Origin of the sequence: Altererythrobacter sp. BO-6 (assembly GCF_011047315.1) — a bacterium.
Taxonomy (GTDB): domain Bacteria; phylum Pseudomonadota; class Alphaproteobacteria; order Sphingomonadales; family Sphingomonadaceae; genus Erythrobacter.
Genome location: NZ_CP049259.1, coordinates 2,981,502 through 3,001,300, shown reverse-complemented (window position 1 = coordinate 3,001,300; position 19,799 = coordinate 2,981,502). Strand labels below are relative to the sequence as shown.

At 63.3% G+C, this 19,799-nt stretch carries 23 protein-coding genes; 13 read left to right on the top strand and 10 right to left on the bottom strand.

Annotated features, from left to right (window positions below; genetic code table 11):
* The first annotated feature begins 67 nt into the window (after nt 1–67).
* Nucleotides 68–1,048 (top strand): NADPH:quinone oxidoreductase family protein, encoded by a 981-nt coding sequence (locus tag G6N82_RS14630; protein ID WP_165197697.1) that lies wholly within the window; start codon nt 68–70, stop codon nt 1,046–1,048.
* Here G6N82_RS14630 and G6N82_RS14625 read toward each other — a convergent pair.
* The 9 genes from G6N82_RS14625 to G6N82_RS14585 form a co-directional block, all read right to left on the bottom strand.
* A complete protein-coding gene (locus G6N82_RS14625; RefSeq protein ID WP_165197695.1) occupies nt 1,045–1,605 on the bottom strand; it encodes a PepSY domain-containing protein in 561 nt (186 codons plus the stop codon). The genes G6N82_RS14630 and G6N82_RS14625 overlap by 4 nt on opposite strands.
* Before the next feature lie 134 nt (nt 1,606–1,739).
* Nucleotides 1,740–2,276, bottom strand: a complete 537-nt coding sequence (locus tag G6N82_RS14620; protein WP_165197693.1) for a hypothetical protein — start codon at nt 2,274–2,276, stop codon at nt 1,740–1,742.
* A complete protein-coding gene (locus G6N82_RS14615; RefSeq protein WP_165197691.1) occupies nt 2,269–2,763 on the bottom strand; it encodes an ATPase in 495 nt (164 codons plus the stop codon). The genes G6N82_RS14620 and G6N82_RS14615 overlap by 8 nt, the downstream gene beginning before the upstream one ends.
* Nucleotides 2,764–2,840: 77 nt before the next feature.
* Nucleotides 2,841–3,068: a F0F1 ATP synthase subunit C gene (locus tag G6N82_RS14610; RefSeq protein WP_027442220.1), complete on the bottom strand. Its 228-nt coding sequence runs from the start codon at nt 3,066–3,068 to the stop codon at nt 2,841–2,843.
* Nucleotides 3,069–3,111: 43 nt separating this feature from the next.
* Nucleotides 3,112–3,870: a F0F1 ATP synthase subunit A gene (locus tag G6N82_RS14605; protein ID WP_165198311.1), complete on the bottom strand. Its 759-nt coding sequence runs from the start codon at nt 3,868–3,870 to the stop codon at nt 3,112–3,114.
* Between the two features lie 67 nt (nt 3,871–3,937).
* A complete protein-coding gene (locus tag G6N82_RS14600) occupies nt 3,938–4,273 on the bottom strand; it encodes an AtpZ/AtpI family protein (RefSeq protein ID WP_165197689.1) in 336 nt (111 codons plus the stop codon).
* Nucleotides 4,274–4,420: 147 nt separating this feature from the next.
* Entirely contained in the window at nt 4,421–4,810 is a 390-nt protein-coding gene (locus tag G6N82_RS14595) for a YdbL family protein (RefSeq protein ID WP_165197687.1), read from the bottom strand.
* Nucleotides 4,811–4,832: 22 nt separating this feature from the next.
* Nucleotides 4,833–5,090 carry a YnbE family lipoprotein gene (locus G6N82_RS14590; protein WP_241255129.1) on the bottom strand — a complete coding sequence of 86 codons (258 nt, stop codon included), beginning with the start codon at nt 5,088–5,090 and terminating at the stop codon, nt 4,833–4,835.
* Nucleotides 5,087–8,314, bottom strand: coding sequence for a YdbH domain-containing protein (locus G6N82_RS14585; protein ID WP_165197685.1), 3,228 nt, complete (start codon nt 8,312–8,314; stop codon nt 5,087–5,089). The genes G6N82_RS14590 and G6N82_RS14585 overlap by 4 nt, the downstream gene beginning before the upstream one ends.
* 71 nt (nt 8,315–8,385) lie before the next feature.
* On the opposite strand from G6N82_RS14585, the gene radC reads away from it, so the two are divergent.
* The 11 genes from radC to G6N82_RS14530 are packed head-to-tail and all read left to right on the top strand — an operon-like array spanning nt 8,386 to nt 16,830.
* Nucleotides 8,386–9,084, top strand: a complete 699-nt coding sequence (radC, locus tag G6N82_RS14580) for a DNA repair protein RadC (RefSeq protein ID WP_165197683.1) — start codon at nt 8,386–8,388, stop codon at nt 9,082–9,084.
* A gap of 56 nt (nt 9,085–9,140) precedes the next feature.
* Nucleotides 9,141–10,451: an adenylosuccinate lyase gene (gene purB, locus G6N82_RS14575; RefSeq protein ID WP_165197681.1), complete on the top strand. Its 1,311-nt coding sequence runs from the start codon at nt 9,141–9,143 to the stop codon at nt 10,449–10,451.
* Nucleotides 10,452–10,503: 52 nt separating this feature from the next.
* Entirely contained in the window at nt 10,504–10,836 is a 333-nt protein-coding gene (locus G6N82_RS14570) for a LapA family protein (RefSeq protein WP_165197679.1), read from the top strand.
* Entirely contained in the window at nt 10,836–11,510 is a 675-nt protein-coding gene (pyrF, locus tag G6N82_RS14565) for an orotidine-5'-phosphate decarboxylase (RefSeq protein WP_165197677.1), read from the top strand. Before G6N82_RS14570 ends, pyrF begins: the two co-directional genes overlap by 1 nt.
* A gap of 1 nt (nt 11,511) precedes the next feature.
* On the top strand, nt 11,512–11,877 hold the full coding sequence (locus G6N82_RS14560; protein ID WP_165197675.1) for a bleomycin resistance protein: 366 nt from the start codon (nt 11,512–11,514) through the stop codon (nt 11,875–11,877).
* 16 nt (nt 11,878–11,893) lie between these two features.
* Complete coding sequence (locus G6N82_RS14555) at nt 11,894–12,526, top strand: phosphoribosylanthranilate isomerase (protein ID WP_165197673.1); 633 nt, start codon at nt 11,894–11,896, stop codon at nt 12,524–12,526.
* Complete coding sequence (gene trpB, locus G6N82_RS14550; protein ID WP_165197671.1) at nt 12,523–13,737, top strand: tryptophan synthase subunit beta; 1,215 nt, start codon at nt 12,523–12,525, stop codon at nt 13,735–13,737. Before G6N82_RS14555 ends, trpB begins: the two co-directional genes overlap by 4 nt.
* Nucleotides 13,734–13,946 (top strand): hypothetical protein, encoded by a 213-nt coding sequence (locus G6N82_RS14545; protein WP_165197669.1) that lies wholly within the window; start codon nt 13,734–13,736, stop codon nt 13,944–13,946. The genes trpB and G6N82_RS14545 overlap by 4 nt, the downstream gene beginning before the upstream one ends.
* Nucleotides 13,943–14,722: a tryptophan synthase subunit alpha gene (trpA, locus tag G6N82_RS14540; RefSeq protein ID WP_165197667.1), complete on the top strand. Its 780-nt coding sequence runs from the start codon at nt 13,943–13,945 to the stop codon at nt 14,720–14,722. The genes G6N82_RS14545 and trpA overlap by 4 nt, the downstream gene beginning before the upstream one ends.
* Nucleotides 14,723–14,732: 10 nt before the next feature.
* Entirely contained in the window at nt 14,733–15,581 is an 849-nt protein-coding gene (gene accD / locus G6N82_RS14535; protein WP_165197665.1) for an acetyl-CoA carboxylase, carboxyltransferase subunit beta, read from the top strand.
* 10 nt (nt 15,582–15,591) lie between these two features.
* A complete protein-coding gene (locus tag G6N82_RS14530; protein WP_165197663.1) occupies nt 15,592–16,830 on the top strand; it encodes a folylpolyglutamate synthase/dihydrofolate synthase family protein in 1,239 nt (412 codons plus the stop codon).
* Here G6N82_RS14530 and G6N82_RS14525 read toward each other — a convergent pair whose 3' ends face one another.
* Nucleotides 16,831–18,558 carry an AmpG family muropeptide MFS transporter gene (locus tag G6N82_RS14525; RefSeq protein WP_165197661.1) on the bottom strand — a complete coding sequence of 576 codons (1,728 nt, stop codon included), beginning with the start codon at nt 18,556–18,558 and terminating at the stop codon, nt 16,831–16,833.
* Between the two features lie 72 nt (nt 18,559–18,630).
* Here G6N82_RS14525 and G6N82_RS14520 point away from each other — a divergent pair, with 72 nt between their 5' ends.
* Entirely contained in the window at nt 18,631–19,791 is a 1,161-nt protein-coding gene (locus tag G6N82_RS14520) for an aromatic ring-hydroxylating dioxygenase subunit alpha (protein WP_165197659.1), read from the top strand.
* Nucleotides 19,792–19,799: the final 8 nt, after the last annotated feature.

The window sequence follows — 19,799 nt, the reverse complement described above, 5'->3', positions numbered from 1 at the left end:
GGCGACGCGGCAATCCACTGCTGAACGATGGATTGCTTCGCTTCGCTCGCAATGACGAAAGACGTTGATGCAAGCACTTAGGGTAATTGAGCTTACGGATAGTCTTGATGGCGTTGAGCTAGCCGAGCTACCGCAGCCGCAGCGCCAGCCCGGCGAAGTGCTGGTTCGGGTGCAGGCCGCTTCGCTCAATTTTCCCGACCTCTTGATGACGCAGGGCAAATACCAGTTCAAACCCGAAGTGCCCTTCACCAGCGGGCTCGAAATGGCCGGCGAAGTGATCGAAGCCGATCCCGCCAGCGGCTTCGCGCCGGGCGACCGGGTGATCGGCGGCAACAAGACCGGCGCCTTCGCCGAATTCGCCAGCATTTCCGAACGCGGGCTTAGCCCGCTGCCCCAAGGCCTCAGCTTTGCGCAGGGCGCCGCGATGGGCGCGGCCTATTCGACCGCCTACACCGGCCTCGTCGAGCTGTGCGAGCTCAGGCCCGGCCAATGGGTGCTGGTGACCGGGGCCAGCGGCGGGGTGGGCCTCGCCGCGGTCGATCTCGCCAAGGCAATGGGCGCGAAGGTCATCGCTGCGACCGGAGTCGAGAGCAAACGCGTCCGCATCGAAGCGCTCTATGCGCCTGAAGCGGTGATTCTGGCCGAGGGCCGCTTCCGCGAACAGGTGAGCGACATCACCGGCGGGGCACTGGCAGACATCGTGTTCGATCCGGTGGGTGGCGACGTGTTCGACGAATGCACCCGCTGTGTGGCCTTTGGCGGCAGCCTGGTCGTGGTCGGCTTCACCAGTGGGCGGATAACGGAAATTCCCACCAACATTCCGCTGATCAAGGGCTTCTCGATCATCGGCCTGCGCGCCGGCGAATATGCCCGACGCTTTCCCGAACGCGGTGCAGCGATCAGCGCGCAGATCGCGCAGCTTGCTTCGGACGGCCGGATCAAACCCGCCATCGACCGCGTGCTGCCGCTGTCGCGCTGGCGCGAAGGGTTCGAGGCGATGGCCCGCCGTGAGCTTGTCGGCAAAGTGGTGTTCGAACCGGGTGTCTAGCCGAGCAGCACGAAGGCCACGAAGCCGACGACACCGGCTGCACTGCTGCCAATCGTCAGGCGGCGCAGCGGCGGCGATTGCAGGCCCATCACCACCCCGCTGGCGACCAGCACGAACAGGGTGAAGGCGAGGAACGTCGCATAGGCCTTGAAGATCGTGCTGCCCTTGGCCTTGTGCAGCTGGACCAGCCAGCGGTGGAAGCTCGCTTCCTTGACGGTCACCTTGGCAGCCATCGGATTGTCGGTAGCCGTCACGCTGACTTCGGAGCGCGCGCCGGTCCAGCTCAGCTCCTGTTCCGCGCCCTCGCCCGACAGGCTTTCGGCACCGCTCGGGATCGGGACATTATTGCCCAACAGCACTTGCACGGCAACGGAGGTAAGATCACCCTGGCTCTGCGTGGCATAGGGTTCTGCCAGCGTCACCTCATAGCTGTTTTCAAACCACTCGCCCTTGCTGCCCCAGGTGTAAAGCGCGCCGGTGGCGAGGAACATCAGCACCGCCGGGAACATGAAGGCAGCCAGGATCAGGTGGAGCTTGGTCAGGAAAAGGCGGTTCACGATCGAGGGAGTCCTGCTGGAAGTTTCTGCGAATGGTTCGCATTAAAGACATTTGCCGCTCTGCCAAGCCCCTTTCGCACAACAAAAAAGGCGGCCACGCGGGCCGCCCTTCCTGAAATCGTTCTGACGCGCAATCAGATCGATGCGATCATTTCGTCCGCCAGCTTCTTGTCGGCGCTCGCATCGTGCTTTTCAGCGATCAACTTGCGCGCGGCGGCGGCAGCGGCCCCCACGGCGACCGCCTTGACACCCTCAACCGCTTCACGCTCGGCGGCGGCGATCTTGTCTTCCGCCATGCGCTTGCGGCGCTCGACCATCAGCTTGCCGTCTTCCTCTGCCTTCGCGAGGATCGAATTGGCATCGCGCTCGGCATTGGCCAGCATCGCTTCGGCATGCTTTTCGGCATCCTTGAGCTTGGCGGCATATTCGTCACGCAGCGCTTCGGCCTCAGCGCGCAGGCTCTTGGCTTCGTCGAGCTGGTCCTTGATCGCCTGAATCTTGGCATCGAGCCCGCCGGTAATGAGCCCGGGAACCTTCTTCCAGATGAAGATGCCCACCAGGATGAGCATCGAAAGCGAAACCCACTGGTAGTCCTGCAGGCCGAGCGCCACCGGCCCGGAGTGCCCACCCTCTTCGGCGGCGCCAACGAGGATCAAGAGAATATCAGCCATTGGCCATGGCCTCCTTCACGGCAGCCTTGGCGGCCTTGCTATCCACCTTCGCTCCGGCGAGCCGGGCGACGATGTCTTGCGCGGCATCTGCTGCAACGGTTTCGACTTCCGCCATGGCCGCACCGCGTGCTTCTGCGATGCGCTCTTCGGCTTCGGCCAGCTTCTTGTCGAGCCGCTTCTGCGCCGCAGCCACCTTCTTCTCGGTGCTGGCCGCCGCATCGGCCTTGGCTTTGGCGATCAGCGCCTGGGCCTTGGCATGGTTTTCGTTCTCGCGCCGCCGCCAGGTTTCTTCCTGCTCGTCAGCGGCGTCGCGCGCAGCCTGTGCTGCTGCGAGGTCATCCGCGATCTGCCGGTCGCGCATGGCCACGGTTTCCATCACCTTGGGCACCATTCCGCGCCCGATGACGAAAAAGGTGATGCCGAAAAAGATCAGCAGCCAGAAGACCTGGCTGGCATAGGTATCGGCAAGTTGCGCTATCTGAGGCATGTGTCGGGTCCGAAAATCAGTCGACTGAAAAATGCAAGGCCGACCGGCACCATGCCGATCGGCCTGGGCAATTGTCGTTAGGCGACGAAGATCAGGATCATCGCGACGACGAAGGCCAGCAGGCCGAGAAGTTCTGCCGCGGCGAAGCCGATGAACAGGCGGCCCTGCTGGCCGTCGGCTGCACCCGGATTGCGCAGGGCGGACTCAAGGAACGAACCGAACACGTTACCCACGCCGATGGCGGCCATGCCGGCACCGATCGCTGCGAGGCCAGCACCGACGAGCTTGGCTGCTTCTGCTTCCATTTGAAAAACTCCTTTGGGAATAAACTGTTTTGGTTGGAAAAACTTAGTGAAGGTTCTCTGCGTCGTTGATGTAGAGCGACGTCAGAAGAGCGAAAACATAGGCCTGGATGCCTGCGACCAGGATTTCCAGCGCGCTGATGGCCACCATCAGCACCAGGCTGGGAACGCCGATAAACCCGCCATAAACCGCGCCAGCATTCACGCTGCCGATTACAAAGCTGGCGAGCACCTTGAGCAAGACGTGGCCCGCCATCATCGCCACGAACAGTCGCAGCGCGAGGCTGAAGGGGCGGACCATGAAGGAAATGAGCTCGATCACTGGAATCAGCCAGATTAGCCACCACGGCGTGCCATGCGGCACGAATAGGCTGAAAAAGTGCAGGCCGTGCTTCCAGAATCCGACGATCAGCACGATCGAGAAGCTCAGGATCGCGAGTACGCCTGTTACGGTGAAGTGGCTGGTGAAGGTGAACGGGTGCAGGCCCAGCACGCCGATCGGCAGCAGGCCCAGGAGGTTGGCGAACAGGATGAACATGAACAGGCTGAAGATATAGGGCACATATTTGCGCCCTTCCTTGCCCACATTGGCTTCCAGCATGTCATCGATGAAGCCGGTAAAGGTCTCAACCGCCATCTGCCAGCGCCCGGGCACCAGCTGGCGCTTCATGCCGCCGGCCACAAAGGCCCAAAGCAGCACGGTGGTGATCAGCATCCACAGCGCCGAATTGGTAAACGCGATATTGTAACCGGCCACTTCCCAGCCGCCAGAGCCGAACATCGGCTCAATGGCGAACTGCTTCATCGGATCGACCTTGCCTTCTGCGGCTGCCACGATCGCTTTTCCCTAACGCCTGTTTCTCGACCCGCCGTTATCGATCCGTATCAGGATCGTCCGGGCGCGTGTTCGCTGCACGAATAATGTTCCTGAAGGCAACGATGATCCCGAGGAACAGCATCACCAACAGACCCCAGGGCGATGTTCCGGCGAAGGAGTCAATGACCCAGCCGATAACAAAGCCTCCGAAAATCCCGCCGATGAGGTCCGTAAGCACCCGGTTGCCCATGCGCGTATCGGCATCGACACCCTTGACCTGCGGCCGGTTGCGCTCCTCTTCACGCTCGCGTGCGGCTTTTAGCCGCGCTTCGAGCGCGTCGATACGCGCATCCTCAGCGATGGGTTCTCGTGCGGGTTTCTCGTCGCTCATGCCAGCCTCCTAGGGAAGGAACGCGCAGCACGCGCATAAGGTGCCCGCCGAGGGCGCCGCCCCCTTAGAAGGGGGGCATGGGCAAGTCAACCGGTGCTGCAGTGCAAAACGCGGCTATTTTCGGGATTGCGTAGTGATCAAGCGAGGTCAGGCGGGCGGGCAGCGCGGATCGCGCAGCGGAGGGGCCGAAGTGCGGGTCTGCCAAGAGCCGTCGGGCGCCTGGTATTTCTCGCCGGGCACGGTCTTGAGGATCAGCTGGCAGCCGGTGGCGAGCGCATATTCCTCGAGCGTGACCGATTCCGCCTGCGATTTTTCGGCATAGACCGCGCGGCGCTTGATATTGATGTCGTTGACCATGCGGCGCAGGTCGGCGGTTTCGGCACCGACAATGTCGAGATAGCCGTCCATCTTCTCACCCACCTGGCCTGCAGCGCGCGCTGCGGCATAGGCCGGATCGCGCTGTGCCATGGCCGGCGCGGCGAGCACGCCAAGCGTTAGCGCCGCAGCGATACCCGAAACGGCAAGGGATCTGGTCATTATCATCGTCATTACCTTCACTTCAGAAGATTTCCGCATTCTCTTCAATCGTTTCGGCTGCGTCATCGGCCAGCCGATAGATCACTTCCTGCCGGATATTGATGTTGAGTTCGATCACGATCGGCTTGTCGGGCGCTGCAAGGTTGATGCAGCCGCCAAGCATCGCGAAAGGCACCAACGCCAGTCCGGCTCTTGCCCTTGCCATCAATCCTTGCCCTTCCCCCTGCATCGCCGGGGTTGTGGCACCGCCCGATGGCGCGGTCAATTTCGCATGCGTCATGGCAGAGGTTCGCTTTCTTCTGTCTGAATGAGTGATTCATCGTCCGCTGTGTCGCGCGGACGAATCGCGGGTTGGTCCGGCGTGCGGGGCCGCACGAATTGCCCATCTTCGCTGCGCAGCAGGCCCAGCCCGCGCGGATCGCGGATGAAGGCCGGGTCATATGTGCTGCGCAGGCTGGTGAGCAGTTCGTAGAATGCCGCGCGGATATTCACATTGAAGCGAATCGGCAGCTTGGCGATCCGCCGGGTCAGGAAATTGCTGCTGGTGCCCTCGCCCTGGCGCACCCCGTCGAACAGCAGCCGGGTGATGATTTCGCCGGTCAGCGGGCCGTTCATTTCGACCATCATCTGGCTGAAATCGAGCGAACGCAGCGACTGGAAGGCGAAATTGGCCATCGCCCCCATGTCCTCATAGGTAAGCTCGCCGACATAGGAGAGGTTGCCGCCGGGAGGGCGCGAGATCAGCAAGCCGTTCCTGATCTCGCCATTGCCCATTTCGTCGAAGATCAGCGGCACCGTGCCGTCGAAGATGCCGGTGGCGGCGATATTGCCCAATTCCATCGCGGCGATGAATTGTGCAGCGTCGGCCCCGGTGATCTCAATGACATAGCTGCGCTGCTCGCTCACGGCGAGATTGAGCTCGGTCGGGCGCAGTACCATGGCACCGCCGAAGAAAGGCCAGCGCCCGCCCTTGATCGAGATGAGCGTGCCGTCACGCAGGGCGAAATCGAACACCCCGTCAAACACTTCGATACCGGGGTTGATCGAACCGATCTTGAGGCTCTGCGTGCCGTCAGTAGTGAGGTTAAGCAGGTCACTGAAGGTGACAGTGCCGGACACTTGCTGAACCGGGCCAAAGGCGGCGGCGAAATCGAAATCGTCACTGGAAAATGCGCCCTTGCTGGTGATGCCCTCTGCGTCCCAGTCGATACGGCCATTGCCGGAGATGGTGCCTTCCGCCAGAGCGATAACGCCGTCAGCCAGGATGGAAAGCTGGTCGGGCTGCAGGCCATCATCGAAGCGCAGGCCGGGTGTCGCCAGCCTGGCCGAACCCTTGCCAGAGCCGAGATCGTGCTTCAGCGTCACCTCGGTCACCACGCGGTCGCTGTCGGGATTGCGCAAGGCCATCGTGGAGGAGACCGCGCCGCCCTCGACCGCCAGCACGGCATCGCGAGCTAACAGCGGATAGAAGCGCGGGTTCCCGCCTTCCTCTACGCGATCACTGAGCTCGAAGCTCGCATCCGACAGGTAGAGCGCGCCGTCTGCATAGCTCCATTCAGCATTCCCGCTGCTGATATCGAGCGGCACGACGGCAAGGCCGCCGGCAATTCCCTCTGCAATTCCGCCGATCCCGTCGGAGAATGATGCCTGCAAGCGATCAATTGCGAGGCGCGATTGTTCGCCTGTGTTGCCCAGCGTCAGCATGATGTTGCTGGTGCTGAAGCCGTCGCGCGATGAGGCGCGGACGGGCCCGCTCGTTATGGCAACAGGGCTGCCATCCAAATCTCCGGTCAACGTCAGCGCTTCCGTGCGCGCTCCGAACTCCAGGCCAGCGTTCGCACTACGCAGAATCGCATTGCCGCCGTCAGGGCAGATTTGCAGGCGATTGCGAGCCAGCGCCAGTTGGGCAAGCTTCAGTCGTTCAAAGCGCACATCGGCGCACTGCTGCCACATCGCCAACCCGCTCCGGGCGGACCAGCGACCGGTGATCGGCAGGGATAATCCTTCAACCACTCCACCTGGCAAGGGGCCAGCCGTTTCCAGCAGGCCATCGATCTGCCAGCCCCCCACCGCGCCCTGATCAAGCGCAAGCCGCGGCACGGCGAGCCTGCTTGTGCCAGCAGTGTAGGACTCCATTTCCAGCCGCCACGCCGCACGGCCGCCCTCGCCCGCCTCCATCCGCGCACGAATTCGCGGCAGGTCGTTGCCGCCGGTCGCGAAATTGCCTGCCAGCCGGGTCTCGCCGCCATCGCCCACGCCATACTGCAGCTGCGACGCCGCCAGCAGCGCCTGGCCCGTCCGATCGTTGAGCCGCGCTGCCGGGATGACGATGTTCAGGCCTTCATCACTTTGCCGCAGCCTTGCCTCGGCGATAAAACTGCTGCCGGGCAGCGCCTTGGCAAGCCCTTGCGCAAACCGAGCCAGCAGCGGTTCGGCCAGCGTTCCGGCACTGGCCTTGCGCCGCTCCGCCAAGGCTTCATTGGCATCAGCACCAAACCGCGGCTCGACGCCGTCGATCCCCACATCGACCTCGTAACGCCCGTCGGCGGGCCGGATTCGTGCCGCGCCCTGTGCCTTCAGCCGATTCAGCGTCAATGCAGGGGAATCGATTCGGCTGAGGGCAAGGTCATAGCGGGCATTGGCAATGCCATCCCGCCATGACGCGTCGATCGATCCACCAAGCCCCCGGCTGCCAAACTGCCCAAAGCTGGCCGGACCGCCCTTGATCCGCAATTTCGCATCCACCCCGGCCAGATCGCGATCTGCGGTAATGTCCGTCGCCAGGTCGACATTGCCAAGCGCCAGCGCAAGTTCCTCACATTCGGCCGAGGCAAGCTGCAATGGCCCGGCAAAACCGGGCTGTCCGCGCGTGACCGTCACCTTGCCCACCAGCGTCACCTGATCCAGTTTGCAGCCTTCAATCGCCAGCCGCGGTCCGGCCGCGGCAAGGACGCCGCTGAAGCCGCCACTGAGCCGTCCCTTCCCTTCGGCTTTCACCCCGACCACACCATAATCGCTGAAGATGCGGGCGCGGCCATCAACCAGCTTGAGCCGCCAGTCGGGCAGTTCGGGCGGACCATCGCTTTCCATCTCCAGCAGTGGATCAAGCGCCCCAAGGCTCAGCCTGCCATCGCGATAGTTAGCGCGCAGCCGCGGATTGACCAGCGTGATCGATCCGATCCCGGCACCGAAGAAGCCAACCACCGGAACCACCTCGATCCGTTCGATCGAAAGGTCGGGGCGTTCGGGATCGCCGATCACGAAATCGCGCAGCACCTGCCGTGTGGGGCCGATTGAATCGATGGTGTAGCTGGCCTCGATACCCAACCGGTCAAGCTCGGATTCGATAAGATTGCCGACGATCGCCTCGCGCGAACGCCACGTCAGCATGCTCGAAATCGCCAGCAGGATCAGCAGCACGAGCAGGAATTGCCAGCGCTTGCGCCGTGGCCAGTATCGACGCGAACTTGCTGTGTTCTCGGGATTTTCCTCGGCGTCAGCCATTACCGCGCACTCTTGCGCCTTTCCCAAAGCAAAGGCAATGCTGTCATCATCGGGTTGTAGCGGAGGCAGACTTGCCCCAAGCGGAAGAGAATTCGGGCAAACATGCCGGTGCCGGGCACCGAGCGCGACTGCGCGAGCGCTTGCTGAACGGCGGCGCCGAAGCGCTCGCCGATTACGAAGTGCTCGAATACCTACTGTTTGCGGCGATGCGGCAAGGCGACACCAAGCAGGTGGCAAAGGCACTGCTGAAGCGCTTCGGAACGCTGGCGGGCGTGCTCAATGCAGATCCTGCGGCGCTGCAACAGGAACCCGGAGTGGGCGAAACCAGCGCTGCCGCACTTAAGAGCGTGGCGCTTGCCGCACGGCGCATGGCGCGCAGCGAGGTTACGGAAAGACCGGTGCTGGGCAGTTGGCAAGCATTGCTCGATTATCTGGCGATCGACATGGCGCATCTGACCGTAGAGCGCGTGCGGGTGCTCTATCTCGATACGCGCAACCGCCTGATCGATGATCACCACGTGGGTGACGGGTCGATCGACGAAGCCGCGATCCATCCGCGCGAAGTGATCCGCCGCGCGATGGACATCGGTGCCAGCGCGCTCATCCTTGTCCACAACCACCCCAGCGGCAGCCCCGAGCCCAGCCAGGCCGATATCCAGATCACAAGGCGAATCGCAGAGGCGGGGCGGTTGCTGGGGGTGACGGTCCACGATCACGTGATCATCGGCCGCGAGGGGCATGCCAGCCTGCGGTCCAAGGGGTTGATCTGAACCTTCATCGCGCCTAGCCGCCGCGGCATATCCAGATTCCCAAACCGGAGTATCCGATGGTCCCCCGTTACGCCCGCCCTGCCATGACAGCGATTTGGGAGCCCGAGGCGCGCTATCGCATCTGGTTCGAGATCGAGGCGCACGCGACGCAAAAACTCGCTGATCTGGGCGTAGTGCCGGACAGCGCGGCCAAGGCCTTGTGGGATTGGTGGGCAACTGATCCGGTGATCGATGTGCCAGCCATCGATGCAAAAGAAGCCGTGCTCAAACACGATGTCATCGCTTTCCTTGACTGGGTGGCGGAGCAGGTTGGCCCTGAAGCGCGCTTCATGCACCAGGGCATGACCTCGAGCGACGTGCTCGACACCACGCTGGCAGTGCAGCTAGCACGCGCCTCCGACATCCTGCTGGCCGATCTCGACGATCTGCTCGCCGCGATCCGCCGCCGCGCCGAAGAGCACAAATATACGCCCACCATCGGGCGTAGCCACGGGATCCATGCCGAACCGGTCACGTTCGGGCTCAAGCTGGCCCAGGCCTATGCCGAATTCGACCGCTGCAAAGCGCGGCTCGCTGCGGCCCGCGCCGAAATCGCGACCTGCGCGATCTCGGGCGCGGTCGGTACCTTCGCAAATATCGATCCGGCGGTGGAGGAATATGTTGCCGAGCAGCTAGGGCTCAGCGTCGAGCCGGTCAGCACGCAGGTTATCCCGCGTGACCGGCACGCGATGTTCTTTGCCACGCTGGCGGTGATCGCCGGCTCGATCGAGCGGCTGGCGGTGGAAATCCGGCATCTGCAGCGCACCGAAGTGCTGGAGGCGGAAGAATACTTCTCGCCCGGGCAAAAGGGCAGCTCGGCCATGCCGCACAAGCGCAACCCGATCTTGACGGAAAACCTTACCGGACAGGCACGCATGATCCGCGCCTATGCCCTGCCCGCGCTGGAAAACGTGGCGCTGTGGCACGAGCGCGATATCTCGCACAGTTCGGTCGAGCGCTTCATCGGGCCTGACGCCACGATCACGCTCGATTTTGCGCTCGCTCGCCTCACCGGCGTGGTCGACAAGCTGCTGGTTTACCCTGAACGGATGGCGAAGAATCTCGACCGGATGGGCGGGCTGGTGCATTCGCAGCGCGTGCTGCTGGCACTGACGCAAGCGGGCATTACCCGCGACAATGCCTATCGCCTGGTCCAGCGCAACGCGATGAAGGTGTGGGAATCGGACGGGGCGCTCTCATTGCTCGAACTGCTCAAAGCGGATGAGGAAGTGGCTGCGACGCTTTCGCCCGAGGAGCTCGAAGAAAAGTTCAACCTCGATTACCATTTCAAGCACGTCGACACGATCTTCGCGCGGGTGTTTGGCTAGACTTGAGCGCGAAAAGGCTTAGGCTCGGCCTCAAAGAAGGCGGGGAGTAAGTATGCAGATCGTACGTACGATTGTCTGGGTCCTGATCCTGTTCGGGTTGTTGGTGTTTTCCTTTTTCAACTGGGATCCGGTCGAGGTGACCCTGTGGGACAATTTCGTACTCGAAACCAAGGTACCGATGCTTGTGTTGGTGGCCTTCCTTCTCGGCCTGCTGCCAATGTGGCTGTATCATCGAGCCGCCAAATGGAACCTGACCCGCAGGATCACTTCGCTGGAGAACGCCGTGCGGTCGAACGCGCTCAGCAGCCGCCACAGCCCGCCTCCATCTGCCGGTTCTGCGGAAACGCCCCCTTCGACCGATCCCTTGTCACCCGACGGTAACTGATGAGCAATCCTATCTACCTGGCGCTCGACGTCCCGCAAATCGACGCGGGCAAGGCGCTGCTCCAGAAGGTCAAATCGCATATCGGCGGGGTCAAGCTCGGCCTTGAGTTCTTTTGCGCGCACGGCCACTCAGGGGTGCACGAGATCGCGCATATGGGCCTGCCCATCTTTCTCGACCTGAAGTTGCATGACATTCCAAACACGGTCGCCGGCGCGATGCAGGCGATCCATGTCCTCGAACCGGCGATCGTCACCATCCATGCCGGCGGCGGGCGCGCGATGATGGAAGATGCGAAGGCCGCCGCCGCCGATGGCTGCAAGGTCGTTGCCGTGACCATGCTCACCAGCCTGGACGAGCGCGACATGGAGCGCACCGGCATTGCCGGTAGCGCGCATGACCAGGTGATGCGCCTCGCCGAACTGGCGCATGACGCCGGGCTGGACGGGATTGTGTGCTCCGGCCAGGAAGTGAAGGCCGTCCACAAGCAGTGGAAGGATGGCTTTTTCGTGGTTCCCGGTCTGCGCCCCGGCGGCAAGGCGACTGGCGACCAGAAACGAGTCGTCACCCCCCGCCAGGCGCGCGACGATGGTGCCAGCGTGCTGGTGATCGGCCGCCCGATCAGCCGCGCGGACGATCCGCTCGCGGCGGCACGGGCGATCGAAGCCACGCTTTGACATGGCCGACCACGCCACGCCCAACCTGCCTTCGCGCAGCTTTGATATTACCGAGGCATATTACCGCGCCTTAGGTTTCCAGACCAGGTGGCGCAGTCAGGGCTGGATGACCCTGGAACGCGGCGGGACCACGCTGGAATTCTTCCCCTATCCTGACCTCGAACCGGGCAGCAGTTCCTTTGGATGCTGCTTGAGGCTGGACGACCTCGTGGGCTTCTATAAAGTCTGCAAAGAAGCAGGCATCCCCGAGACGAGCACCGGTTGGCCGCGCATCAATCCACCCAAACTGGAAGCGAGCGGGATGACCATTGCCTATATGGTCGATCCCGACGGTACCTTGTTAAGGCTGGTCCAGAACCCCAGCTGACGTTAAGGACGCCGCCGTGCCAACCCAGATCAAGATTTGCGGGCTATCGACCACCGAGACCGTGGAAGCCGCGATTGCGGCCGGGGCCACGCATATCGGGCTGAACCTGTATGAGCCGAGCCCGCGCTACGTCCCGATCGAGCGTGCCGCCGAACTGCGCGAGCTGGCGCGGGGACGCATCATCACCGTGCTGCTGCTCGCCAATGCCGACCCGGAATACACCGCCCGCGCCATCGCCGGGGTGAAGCCCGACGTGGTCCAGTTTCACGGTGGGGAAACGCCCGAGTGGGTGGGCCTGGTGCGCGAAAAGGCCGGGGTCGAAGTGTGGAAGGCGCTGGGCATGAAAGACGCCGGAACGCTTGAACGCAGCGCGAAATTCATCGGCAAGGTTGACCGCCTGCTGTTCGATGCGCCGGCCAAGGCCATGCCCGGCGGCACCGGCGAAACCTTCATGTGGGAGCTGCTGCAGGGCCATGTCCACCGGGTCGACTGGGCGCTGGCCGGTGGCCTGACGCCCGACAACGTGGCCGAGGCGATCCGCCAGACCGGCGCGCCGCTGGTCGACACCGCATCGGGCGTCGAGACCGCGCCCGGTGTTAAGGATGTGGACTTGATCGCTGCGTTCTGCGAAGCGGCCCGATCAGTATGACCGAGATAAAAAACACCTTTCGCAACCAGCCTGACGAACGCGGGCACTTTGGCCAGTTCGGCGGACGTTATGTCGCCGAAACGCTGATGCCGCTGATCCTTGACCTTGAGCGCGAGTATCGCGCGGCACAGGCCGACGCGAGCTTCCAGGCCGAATTCGACGATCTGCTCGAACATTATGTGGGGCGCCCTTCCCCGCTCTATTTTGCCGAGCGGTTGACGGAAGCGCTGGGCGGCGCGCAGGTCTGGTTCAAGCGTGACGAGCTCAACCACACCGGCGCGCACAAGATCAACAATTGCATCGGGCAGATCCTGCTGGCGATCCGCATGGGCAAGACGCGTATTATCGCGGAAACCGGCGCAGGCCAGCACGGCGTTGCCACAGCCACGGTCTGCGCGCGCTTTGGCCTCCCCTGCGTGGTCTACATGGGCGCGGAAGATGTCAGGCGACAGTCGCCCAATGTGTTCCGCATGAAGCTGCTTGGCGCGGAGGTCGTTCCGGTCACCGCCGGGGCGGCGACGCTGAAAGATGCAATGAACGAGGCCCTGCGTGACTGGGTCGCGAATGTGCATGACACCTTCTACATCATCGGCACGGCCGCAGGCCCGCATCCGTACCCCGAGATGGTGCGCAACTTCCAGAGCGTGATCGGCAAGGAAGCGCGCGCGCAGATGCTCAGCCGGACGGGGCGCCTGCCCGATTTGCTGGTGGCAGCAATCGGAGGCGGATCGAATGCGCTGGGGCTGTTCCATCCCTTCCTCGACGATACCGATGTGAAGATGCTGGGCGTGGAAGCGGCAGGCTATGGCCTCGATGGTGACCAGCACGCGGCCAGCCTGCTCGGCGGTTCGCCCGGCATCCTGCATGGCAACAAGACCTATCTGCTGCAGGACGATGACGGCCAGATCACCGAAGGCCACTCGATCAGCGCCGGTCTCGACTATCCCGGCATCGGGCCGGAACACGCCTGGCTCAAGGAATCGGGCCGGGTCGAATACACCGCCGTAACCGATGACGAAGCGCTCGACGCCTTCCAGCTGCTCTGCCGCACCGAGGGGATCATACCTGCACTCGAACCCAGCCACGCCATCGCGGCGGTGGCCAAAGTAGCGAAGCAGATGCCCGACGATGCGATCATCCTCGCGAACCTGTGCGGCCGCGGCGACAAGGACATCTTCACCGTGGCGGAGAAGCTGGGAGTGGAGATGTGATGCAAGCCGTAAAGACCTTGCTCGCAGGCATTGCCTTCTCAACACTTTGCACGCTTACATTGGTACCAATCGCAAGCTACTTCTTCGGAGACGGTTTTAAGCTGACCCCAAGTGATGCGAAGTTCTTTGTCGCAGGTCTTGCGGTTTTCTACTTCAACCGGTGGCTCAGTGAGCGCGCGGCCGGCAAAAACGCGGAAGAAATCAGTTGACCCGCCTCTCCTCAGCCTTCTCTAAGCCCCACCCGGCGCTCGTCTGCTTCATCACAGCGGGCGACGGCGACACTGCAGCCAATCTCGACGCGCTGGTTGAAGGCGGCGCGGACGTGATTGAGCTGGGCATGCCCTTTACCGATCCGATGGCCGATGGTCCTGCAATCCAGGCCGCGAACCTGCGCAGCCTCGGCGCGGGCACGAAGACCGCCGACGTGCTGCTGATCGCCAATGAATTCCGCGACCGTCACCCGGATGTGCCGCTGGTGCTGATGGGCTATGCCAATCCGATGGTGCATCGCGGGGCCGAATGGTTCGCTGCCGAATGCAAAGGTTGCGGCGTGGATGGCGTGATCTGCGTCGATATCCCGCCAGAGGAAGACCAGGAGCTGGGCCCCACATTGCGCGCCCAGGGGATCGCTCCGATCCGCCTTTCGACCCCCACCACCGATGCCGCGCGGCTGCCCGCCGTGCTCGAAGGCTCGGGCGGGTTTCTCTATTACGTCTCCGTTGCTGGGATCACCGGCAAGCAACAGGCCGCGATCGAATCGATCGAAGCCAATGTCAGCCGCATCAAGCAATCGACCGAACTGCCGGTCGCTGTCGGCTTTGGCGTGCGCACGCCCGAACAGGCGCGCGACATCGCCAGGGTTGCTGACGGCGTTGTGGTCGGATCGGCACTGGTCGAACTGGTCGGCGAATTTGGCAAAGACGCCCCTGCCAAGCTAAAGGAGCTGACTTCGGCTCTTGCCCAAGCGGTTCGTACCGCGCGCTAGGAAGATACAGATGAACTGGTTCACACGCGTCCGCAATTCCTTCAGCCGTGGCCCCAAGCGCACCACCGATAAGGATCTGTGGGTCAAATGCCCGTCCTGCGCGGAAATGCTGTTCGAGCAGGAATATCAGGACAATCTGTGGGTCTGCCCACGCTGCGAACACCATGGCAGGATCAGTGCCGACCAACGGTTGGCGCTGTTGCTCGACGCCGGTTTCGAAATGCTGCCCCAGCCCGAAGTCGCCGAAGACCCGCTCGGCTTCAAGGATAGCAAGAAATACACCGACCGGCTGAAGCAGGCCCGCGCCAAAAGCCCGCATGCCGATGCATTCAGCGTCGGATCGGGCGCGATCGACGGGCGCCCGGCGGTGGTTGGCGTGCAGGATTTCGGCTTCATGGGCGGCTCCATGGGCATGGCGGTGGGTGCGGCGTTCGTGGACGGGGCGCAGAAGGCGCTCGACCGCAAATGCGCCTATATCGTCGTGACGGCGGCAGGCGGCGCACGCATGCAGGAAGGCATCCTCAGCCTGATGCAAATGCCCAAGGCGACGGTGATGACCCGGCGCCTGAAAGAGGCCGGGCTGCCCTATATCGTGGTCCTGACCGATCCCACCACCGGCGGCGTGACCGCCAGCTATGCCATGCTGGGCGACGTCCATATCGCCGAGCCGGGCGCCTTGATCGGCTTTGCCGGCCAGCGGGTGATCCAGGACACAATCCGCGAGAAATTGCCCGAGGGGTTCCAGCGCGCCGAATATCTGCACGAACACGGCATGGTCGACATGGTGGTGCACCGGGCGAACCTGAAGGAAACGCTGGCGACGCTGCTCGGCTACCTCCAGCCGCGCAAGGCGGCTTAAGGCAGGCATCATGCGCGACTTCGGGCGCTCGGACGACCCGCGCGTCCAGGCGCAGCTTGACCGGCTGGGCCAACTCAGCGTGCCGCAAGGGCGCCTGGGTCTGGAGACGATCACCGCCCTGCTCGCCCGCCTTGGCGATCCGCATCTGCGCCTGCCGCCGGTGTTCCATGTCGCGGGCACCAACGGCAAGGGATCGACCTGCGCCTTCCTGCGGGCGATGCTGGAGGCCGAGGGCTACAAGGTTCACGTCACTACCAGCCCGCATCTGGTACGCTATAACGAGCGGATCCGGCTGGCGGGCGAACTGATCTCTGACGAAGCGCTGGCGGAAGTACTGGCAGAAGTGCTCGACGCGGGCGAGGACCTGAATCCGAGCTTTTTCGAAGTGACCATTGCTGCGGCTTTCCTGGCCTTCAGCCGTACTCCCGCCGACGCCTGCGTGGTCGAAGTGGGCATGGGCGGCAGGTTCGATGCGACCAATGTGCTGACGCCCGTTGTGCTCGCCGCCTGCGGCATCGCGGCGCTGGGGCTGGACCACGAACGCTTCCTGCTTGCGCCCGAAGACGGCGTGCCGACCGAACCAATGGCGCGGATTGCGTTCGAGAAGGCGGGGATCGCCAAAAAGGGCGTGCCACTGGTGACGATCGCGCAGCCGGAACTCGAGATGCAGGCCATCACCGTGGTGGCTGAGCGAATTGGCGCGCCGCTGCACATCGCCCAACCCCTAGCCGAGAACACCCTCGGCCTGACCGGCGCGCATCAGGTGGTCAATGCGGGCCTGGCCGTGGCCTTGCTCCGGCATCAGCGCGCAATCAGCGTATCAACCGATGCAATTCGCGCAGGGCTTGCCAAGGCCAAGTGGCCCGCACGCCTGCAGCGCCTTTCCGATGGCCCGCTGACCGGAGGCCGCGAAGTGTGGCTCGACGGCGGGCACAATCCCAGCGCAGGTGAAGCCCTTGCCCGCCATTTCGCTGGCAAGAAAGTACATCTCGTCATCGGCATGATCGAAGGCAAGGACCCCGCCTCGCTGATCGGCCCGCTCGGGGATTCGCTTGCCAGCATCACCGCCGTGCCCGTGCCAGCACATGACTGGTACCCCGCTGAGGCGTTCGGACCGCGAGCGATCGCGGCGCCCGATGTCCCTGCTGCCCTCGCCACTCTACCTGACGACGGTTTGCCGGTGCTGATCGCCGGTTCGCTCTACCTTGCGGGCGAAGTGCTGCGGCTCAACAACCAGCTGCCGGACTGATCACTCCGCTGGCTGAGCCGCAACATCGGGCGTCACAACTCCAGAAGCCTTGCCTGCGCGCCGCTCGCGCGCCCATTCCAGCAGCACCAGCACCACCGCGCCCAGCCCGATGAAGGTGGTGAGCACGAAAACGTCGAAATAGCCCTGGTTCTCGATCATCTCGCCCAGCGCGCCGCGCCCCAGCGTGCCGACCAGCATGGTCAACGATGAGAGCAGCGCGAATTGTACGGCGCTGAACTGTTTCGACACGATTGAGGACAACCAGGCGATATAGGCCGCACCCGCAATTCCGATCGCGAGGTTTTCGAACCCGATCGTGATCGTCAGTTTGGCGAGCTTGGCGCTGCCGATTTCAGGGATTTGCTCGATGAGCCAGGTAAAGCCCGTCGCATCGCTCAGCGCCGCCATGCGGTGGCCGCCCACGGCAAGGTCGGCATAGAGCAGGTTCGTAAGCGCAGCGAGCAGCCCGCCCAGCGCCAGCGTGAACATGCGGCCTAACGCGGTCAGCATCCAGCCGCCCAGCGCCAACCCGAGGATGATCGCACCGACACCGAAGAACTTGGAGGCAAAGGCGACCTCGTCATTGGTGTACTGCAGCTCCCCCAGGTAGAACGGATAAGCGAAAGTCCCCCAGATCGCGTCGCAGATGCGATAGGTCAGCACCACCGCCAGGATCAGCACCAGCGACCAACCCATCCGCCCGACGAATTCGACCAACGGCAGCACCAGCGCGCGATAGAGATGGTCGAGCGCGAACTCGAACCCCTTCGATGGCGGCGCATCTTCTTCCAGCAGGTTCAGCCCCTGCTTCTTCTGTGAGGCCAGCCAGCCGGCAATCAGCGCAGGCAGGATGATCGTCGCGACGATGATCCATGGCCCGAAATTGACCGTGAATTCCGTCGGGTTCGGCCGATCCTCAGGCGCATAGGTCAGCGACATGATCATGAACGCCAGCACAACAGCAATCGCACCCGCCCACAGAATTCCGACCACTGCCAGTGCACGGTTGCGGACATGGGGTGCAAGTTCGCCCGCCTGGCGCAGCACCCGCACCTGCGCATCGCTGGCCGCCATCGTGTTGGCGGCATCCCCGTCTGCATTCGGCGCGAACAAGCCGATGAAGCCCGCTGCCAGCAGAATCCCACCCATCAGCATATAGGTTTCCGGCCAGCCGATCCGCGCCGCGATGATCAGGCCCAATGCCCCGCCGACCAGCGACGAAAAGCGGTATCCCATCTGGTAGATCGTGGAGAGGATATCGAGCGTTGCCTCTTCGTCTGCCACGTCGATGCGCCAGGCGTTGATCGCGATATCCTGCGTGGCGCTGGCGAAGGCGCCGATCCCGGCCAGCAGCGAGAACATGCCCAGCTGCAACTTCGGATCGAGCAGGCTGAGCGTGACCAGGATCGTTCCCAGCAGCACCTGCATCGGCACGATCCATTGCTTGCGCTTGCCCAGCTTGCGCAGCAGCGGGATATCCACCTTGTCGATCAGCGGCGACCACAGGAACTGGAAGGCATAGGCAAGCCCAATGAGCGAGAAGATGCCCATCGTCTCCAGCTCAACCTCGGCCTCGGTCAGCCAGGCGAACAGCGTACCCAGGAACAGCGCAAACGGCAGGCCGCTGGCAAAACCGAAGACAAGCATGAAGCCGGTTTTGCGGTTGGTCAGCGCCTGGCCAAGGATGCGCCACGAGGATTTCTTTCCTGTCGCAGCTGCTGCAGCCATTCCCTAGCGTCCTTCCTGATTGCTCCGATTTGTGCGACACTAGCCGTGGAGAGTTGAGATAGGAACGCCCCGATGAACGAGGCTGATACGAAATCACCACCTTTGCGCCCGACCGAAGGGCAACTGGCGCTGGCTGAAGCAATTGCCCGGGGTGAAGAACGCAGCGGAAGCGAGATCAGGCGCGTCCCGGCGAGCGTCTACACCGATCCTGACCACTTCTTGCGGGAAAAGACAGCGCTGTTCGACCGGCTGCCGCAGGTACTTTGCCCCTCTGCCCTCCTGCCAGAACCCGGCATGGCGGTGCCGCATGATGCGACCGGGCGCCCGCTCCTCATCACCCGCGATGCCGAGGGGACAGCACATGTCTTCCTCAACGTCTGCCGCCATCGCGGCACGCGGCTGGTCGAAGGCGCGGACGTGCAATGCGCCAAGCGACTGGTCTGCCCCTATCACGCATGGACCTATCGCCTCGACGGCAAGCTGCTAGCCCTGCCACGCCCGGAAACATTCCCCGGCATGGACAAGGGCGATTACGGCCTGGTCGAACTGCCCAGCTGCGAAGCTGGCGGGTTGATCTGGTTTGCGCCGGTTGAAGGCGCAGACTTTACCGATGCCCGCAAGCTCGGCGAGGATCTCGACACCTTCGGCACGCGCGACCTGGTGCTGTTCCGGCGCAAGCTCCACACCGTGAAAGGCAATTGGAAGCTGATCATGGATGCTTTCCTGGAAAGCTACCATGTCACCCGCCTGCACGCGCAGACGATCGGCCCCTTCTTCAAGGACGGGGTGACCAGCGGTGACCAGATCGGCCCGCACCAACGCAGCGCCGTCGGGCGGCTGGAGGAGATGGAGGGCGTGGACCTGACCGATATGGCCGCGCTGCGCCGCGTCGTCACCTTCGCTTACCAGTTGCTGCCCGCCACCATCATCATCCCCAGCCCGGATTACCTCAATGTCATGGTGCTGATGCCGCAGGCGCATGACCTGACGCTGGTCGAGGACTTCATGCTCATCCCCGAGGCGCCCGCAACGGAAAAGGCGCGCGACCATTGGGAACGCAGCTGGGCCTTGCTCGACGGGGGCGTATTCGCCAGCGAGGACTTCCGCGCCGCCGAATTGGGCCAGCAGGGGCTTTCGACCGGTGCGGTGCCCGAACTGACGCTGGGCACGCTAGAAGGCGGCGTCCATCGCTTCCACGAGATTGTCGAAGAGGCGTTGCGCGCGGTCAATTGAACGCGTAA

Bases quoted from the DNA above. Each gene is read 5' to 3' on its own strand.
- G6N82_RS14585 (WP_165197685.1), bottom strand. From the start codon at position 8,314: ATGGCTGACGCCGAGGAAAATCCCGAGAACACAGCAAGTTCGCGTCGA.
- G6N82_RS14520 (WP_165197659.1), top strand. From the start codon at position 18,631: ATGAACGAGGCTGATACGAAATCACCACCTTTGCGCCCGACCGAAGGG.
- G6N82_RS14630 (WP_165197697.1), top strand. From the start codon at position 68: ATGCAAGCACTTAGGGTAATTGAGCTTACGGATAGTCTTGATGGCGTT.
- G6N82_RS14530 (WP_165197663.1), top strand. From the start codon at position 15,592: ATGCGCGACTTCGGGCGCTCGGACGACCCGCGCGTCCAGGCGCAGCTT.
- purB (WP_165197681.1), top strand. From the start codon at position 9,141: ATGGTCCCCCGTTACGCCCGCCCTGCCATGACAGCGATTTGGGAGCCC.
- G6N82_RS14605 (WP_165198311.1), bottom strand. From the start codon at position 3,870: ATGAAGCAGTTCGCCATTGAGCCGATGTTCGGCTCTGGCGGCTGGGAA.
- G6N82_RS14525 (WP_165197661.1), bottom strand. From the start codon at position 18,558: ATGGCTGCAGCAGCTGCGACAGGAAAGAAATCCTCGTGGCGCATCCTT.
- trpB (WP_165197671.1), top strand. From the start codon at position 12,523: ATGACCGAGATAAAAAACACCTTTCGCAACCAGCCTGACGAACGCGGG.
- G6N82_RS14600 (WP_165197689.1), bottom strand. From the start codon at position 4,273: ATGAGCGACGAGAAACCCGCACGAGAACCCATCGCTGAGGATGCGCGT.
- G6N82_RS14595 (WP_165197687.1), bottom strand. From the start codon at position 4,810: ATGACCAGATCCCTTGCCGTTTCGGGTATCGCTGCGGCGCTAACGCTT.
- G6N82_RS14560 (WP_165197675.1), top strand. From the start codon at position 11,512: ATGGCCGACCACGCCACGCCCAACCTGCCTTCGCGCAGCTTTGATATT.
- G6N82_RS14620 (WP_165197693.1), bottom strand. From the start codon at position 2,276: ATGGCTGATATTCTCTTGATCCTCGTTGGCGCCGCCGAAGAGGGTGGG.
- accD (WP_165197665.1), top strand. From the start codon at position 14,733: ATGAACTGGTTCACACGCGTCCGCAATTCCTTCAGCCGTGGCCCCAAG.
- G6N82_RS14590 (WP_241255129.1), bottom strand. From the start codon at position 5,090: ATGACGCATGCGAAATTGACCGCGCCATCGGGCGGTGCCACAACCCCG.
- pyrF (WP_165197677.1), top strand. From the start codon at position 10,836: ATGAGCAATCCTATCTACCTGGCGCTCGACGTCCCGCAAATCGACGCG.
- G6N82_RS14570 (WP_165197679.1), top strand. From the start codon at position 10,504: ATGCAGATCGTACGTACGATTGTCTGGGTCCTGATCCTGTTCGGGTTG.
- G6N82_RS14615 (WP_165197691.1), bottom strand. From the start codon at position 2,763: ATGCCTCAGATAGCGCAACTTGCCGATACCTATGCCAGCCAGGTCTTC.
- G6N82_RS14610 (WP_027442220.1), bottom strand. From the start codon at position 3,068: ATGGAAGCAGAAGCAGCCAAGCTCGTCGGTGCTGGCCTCGCAGCGATC.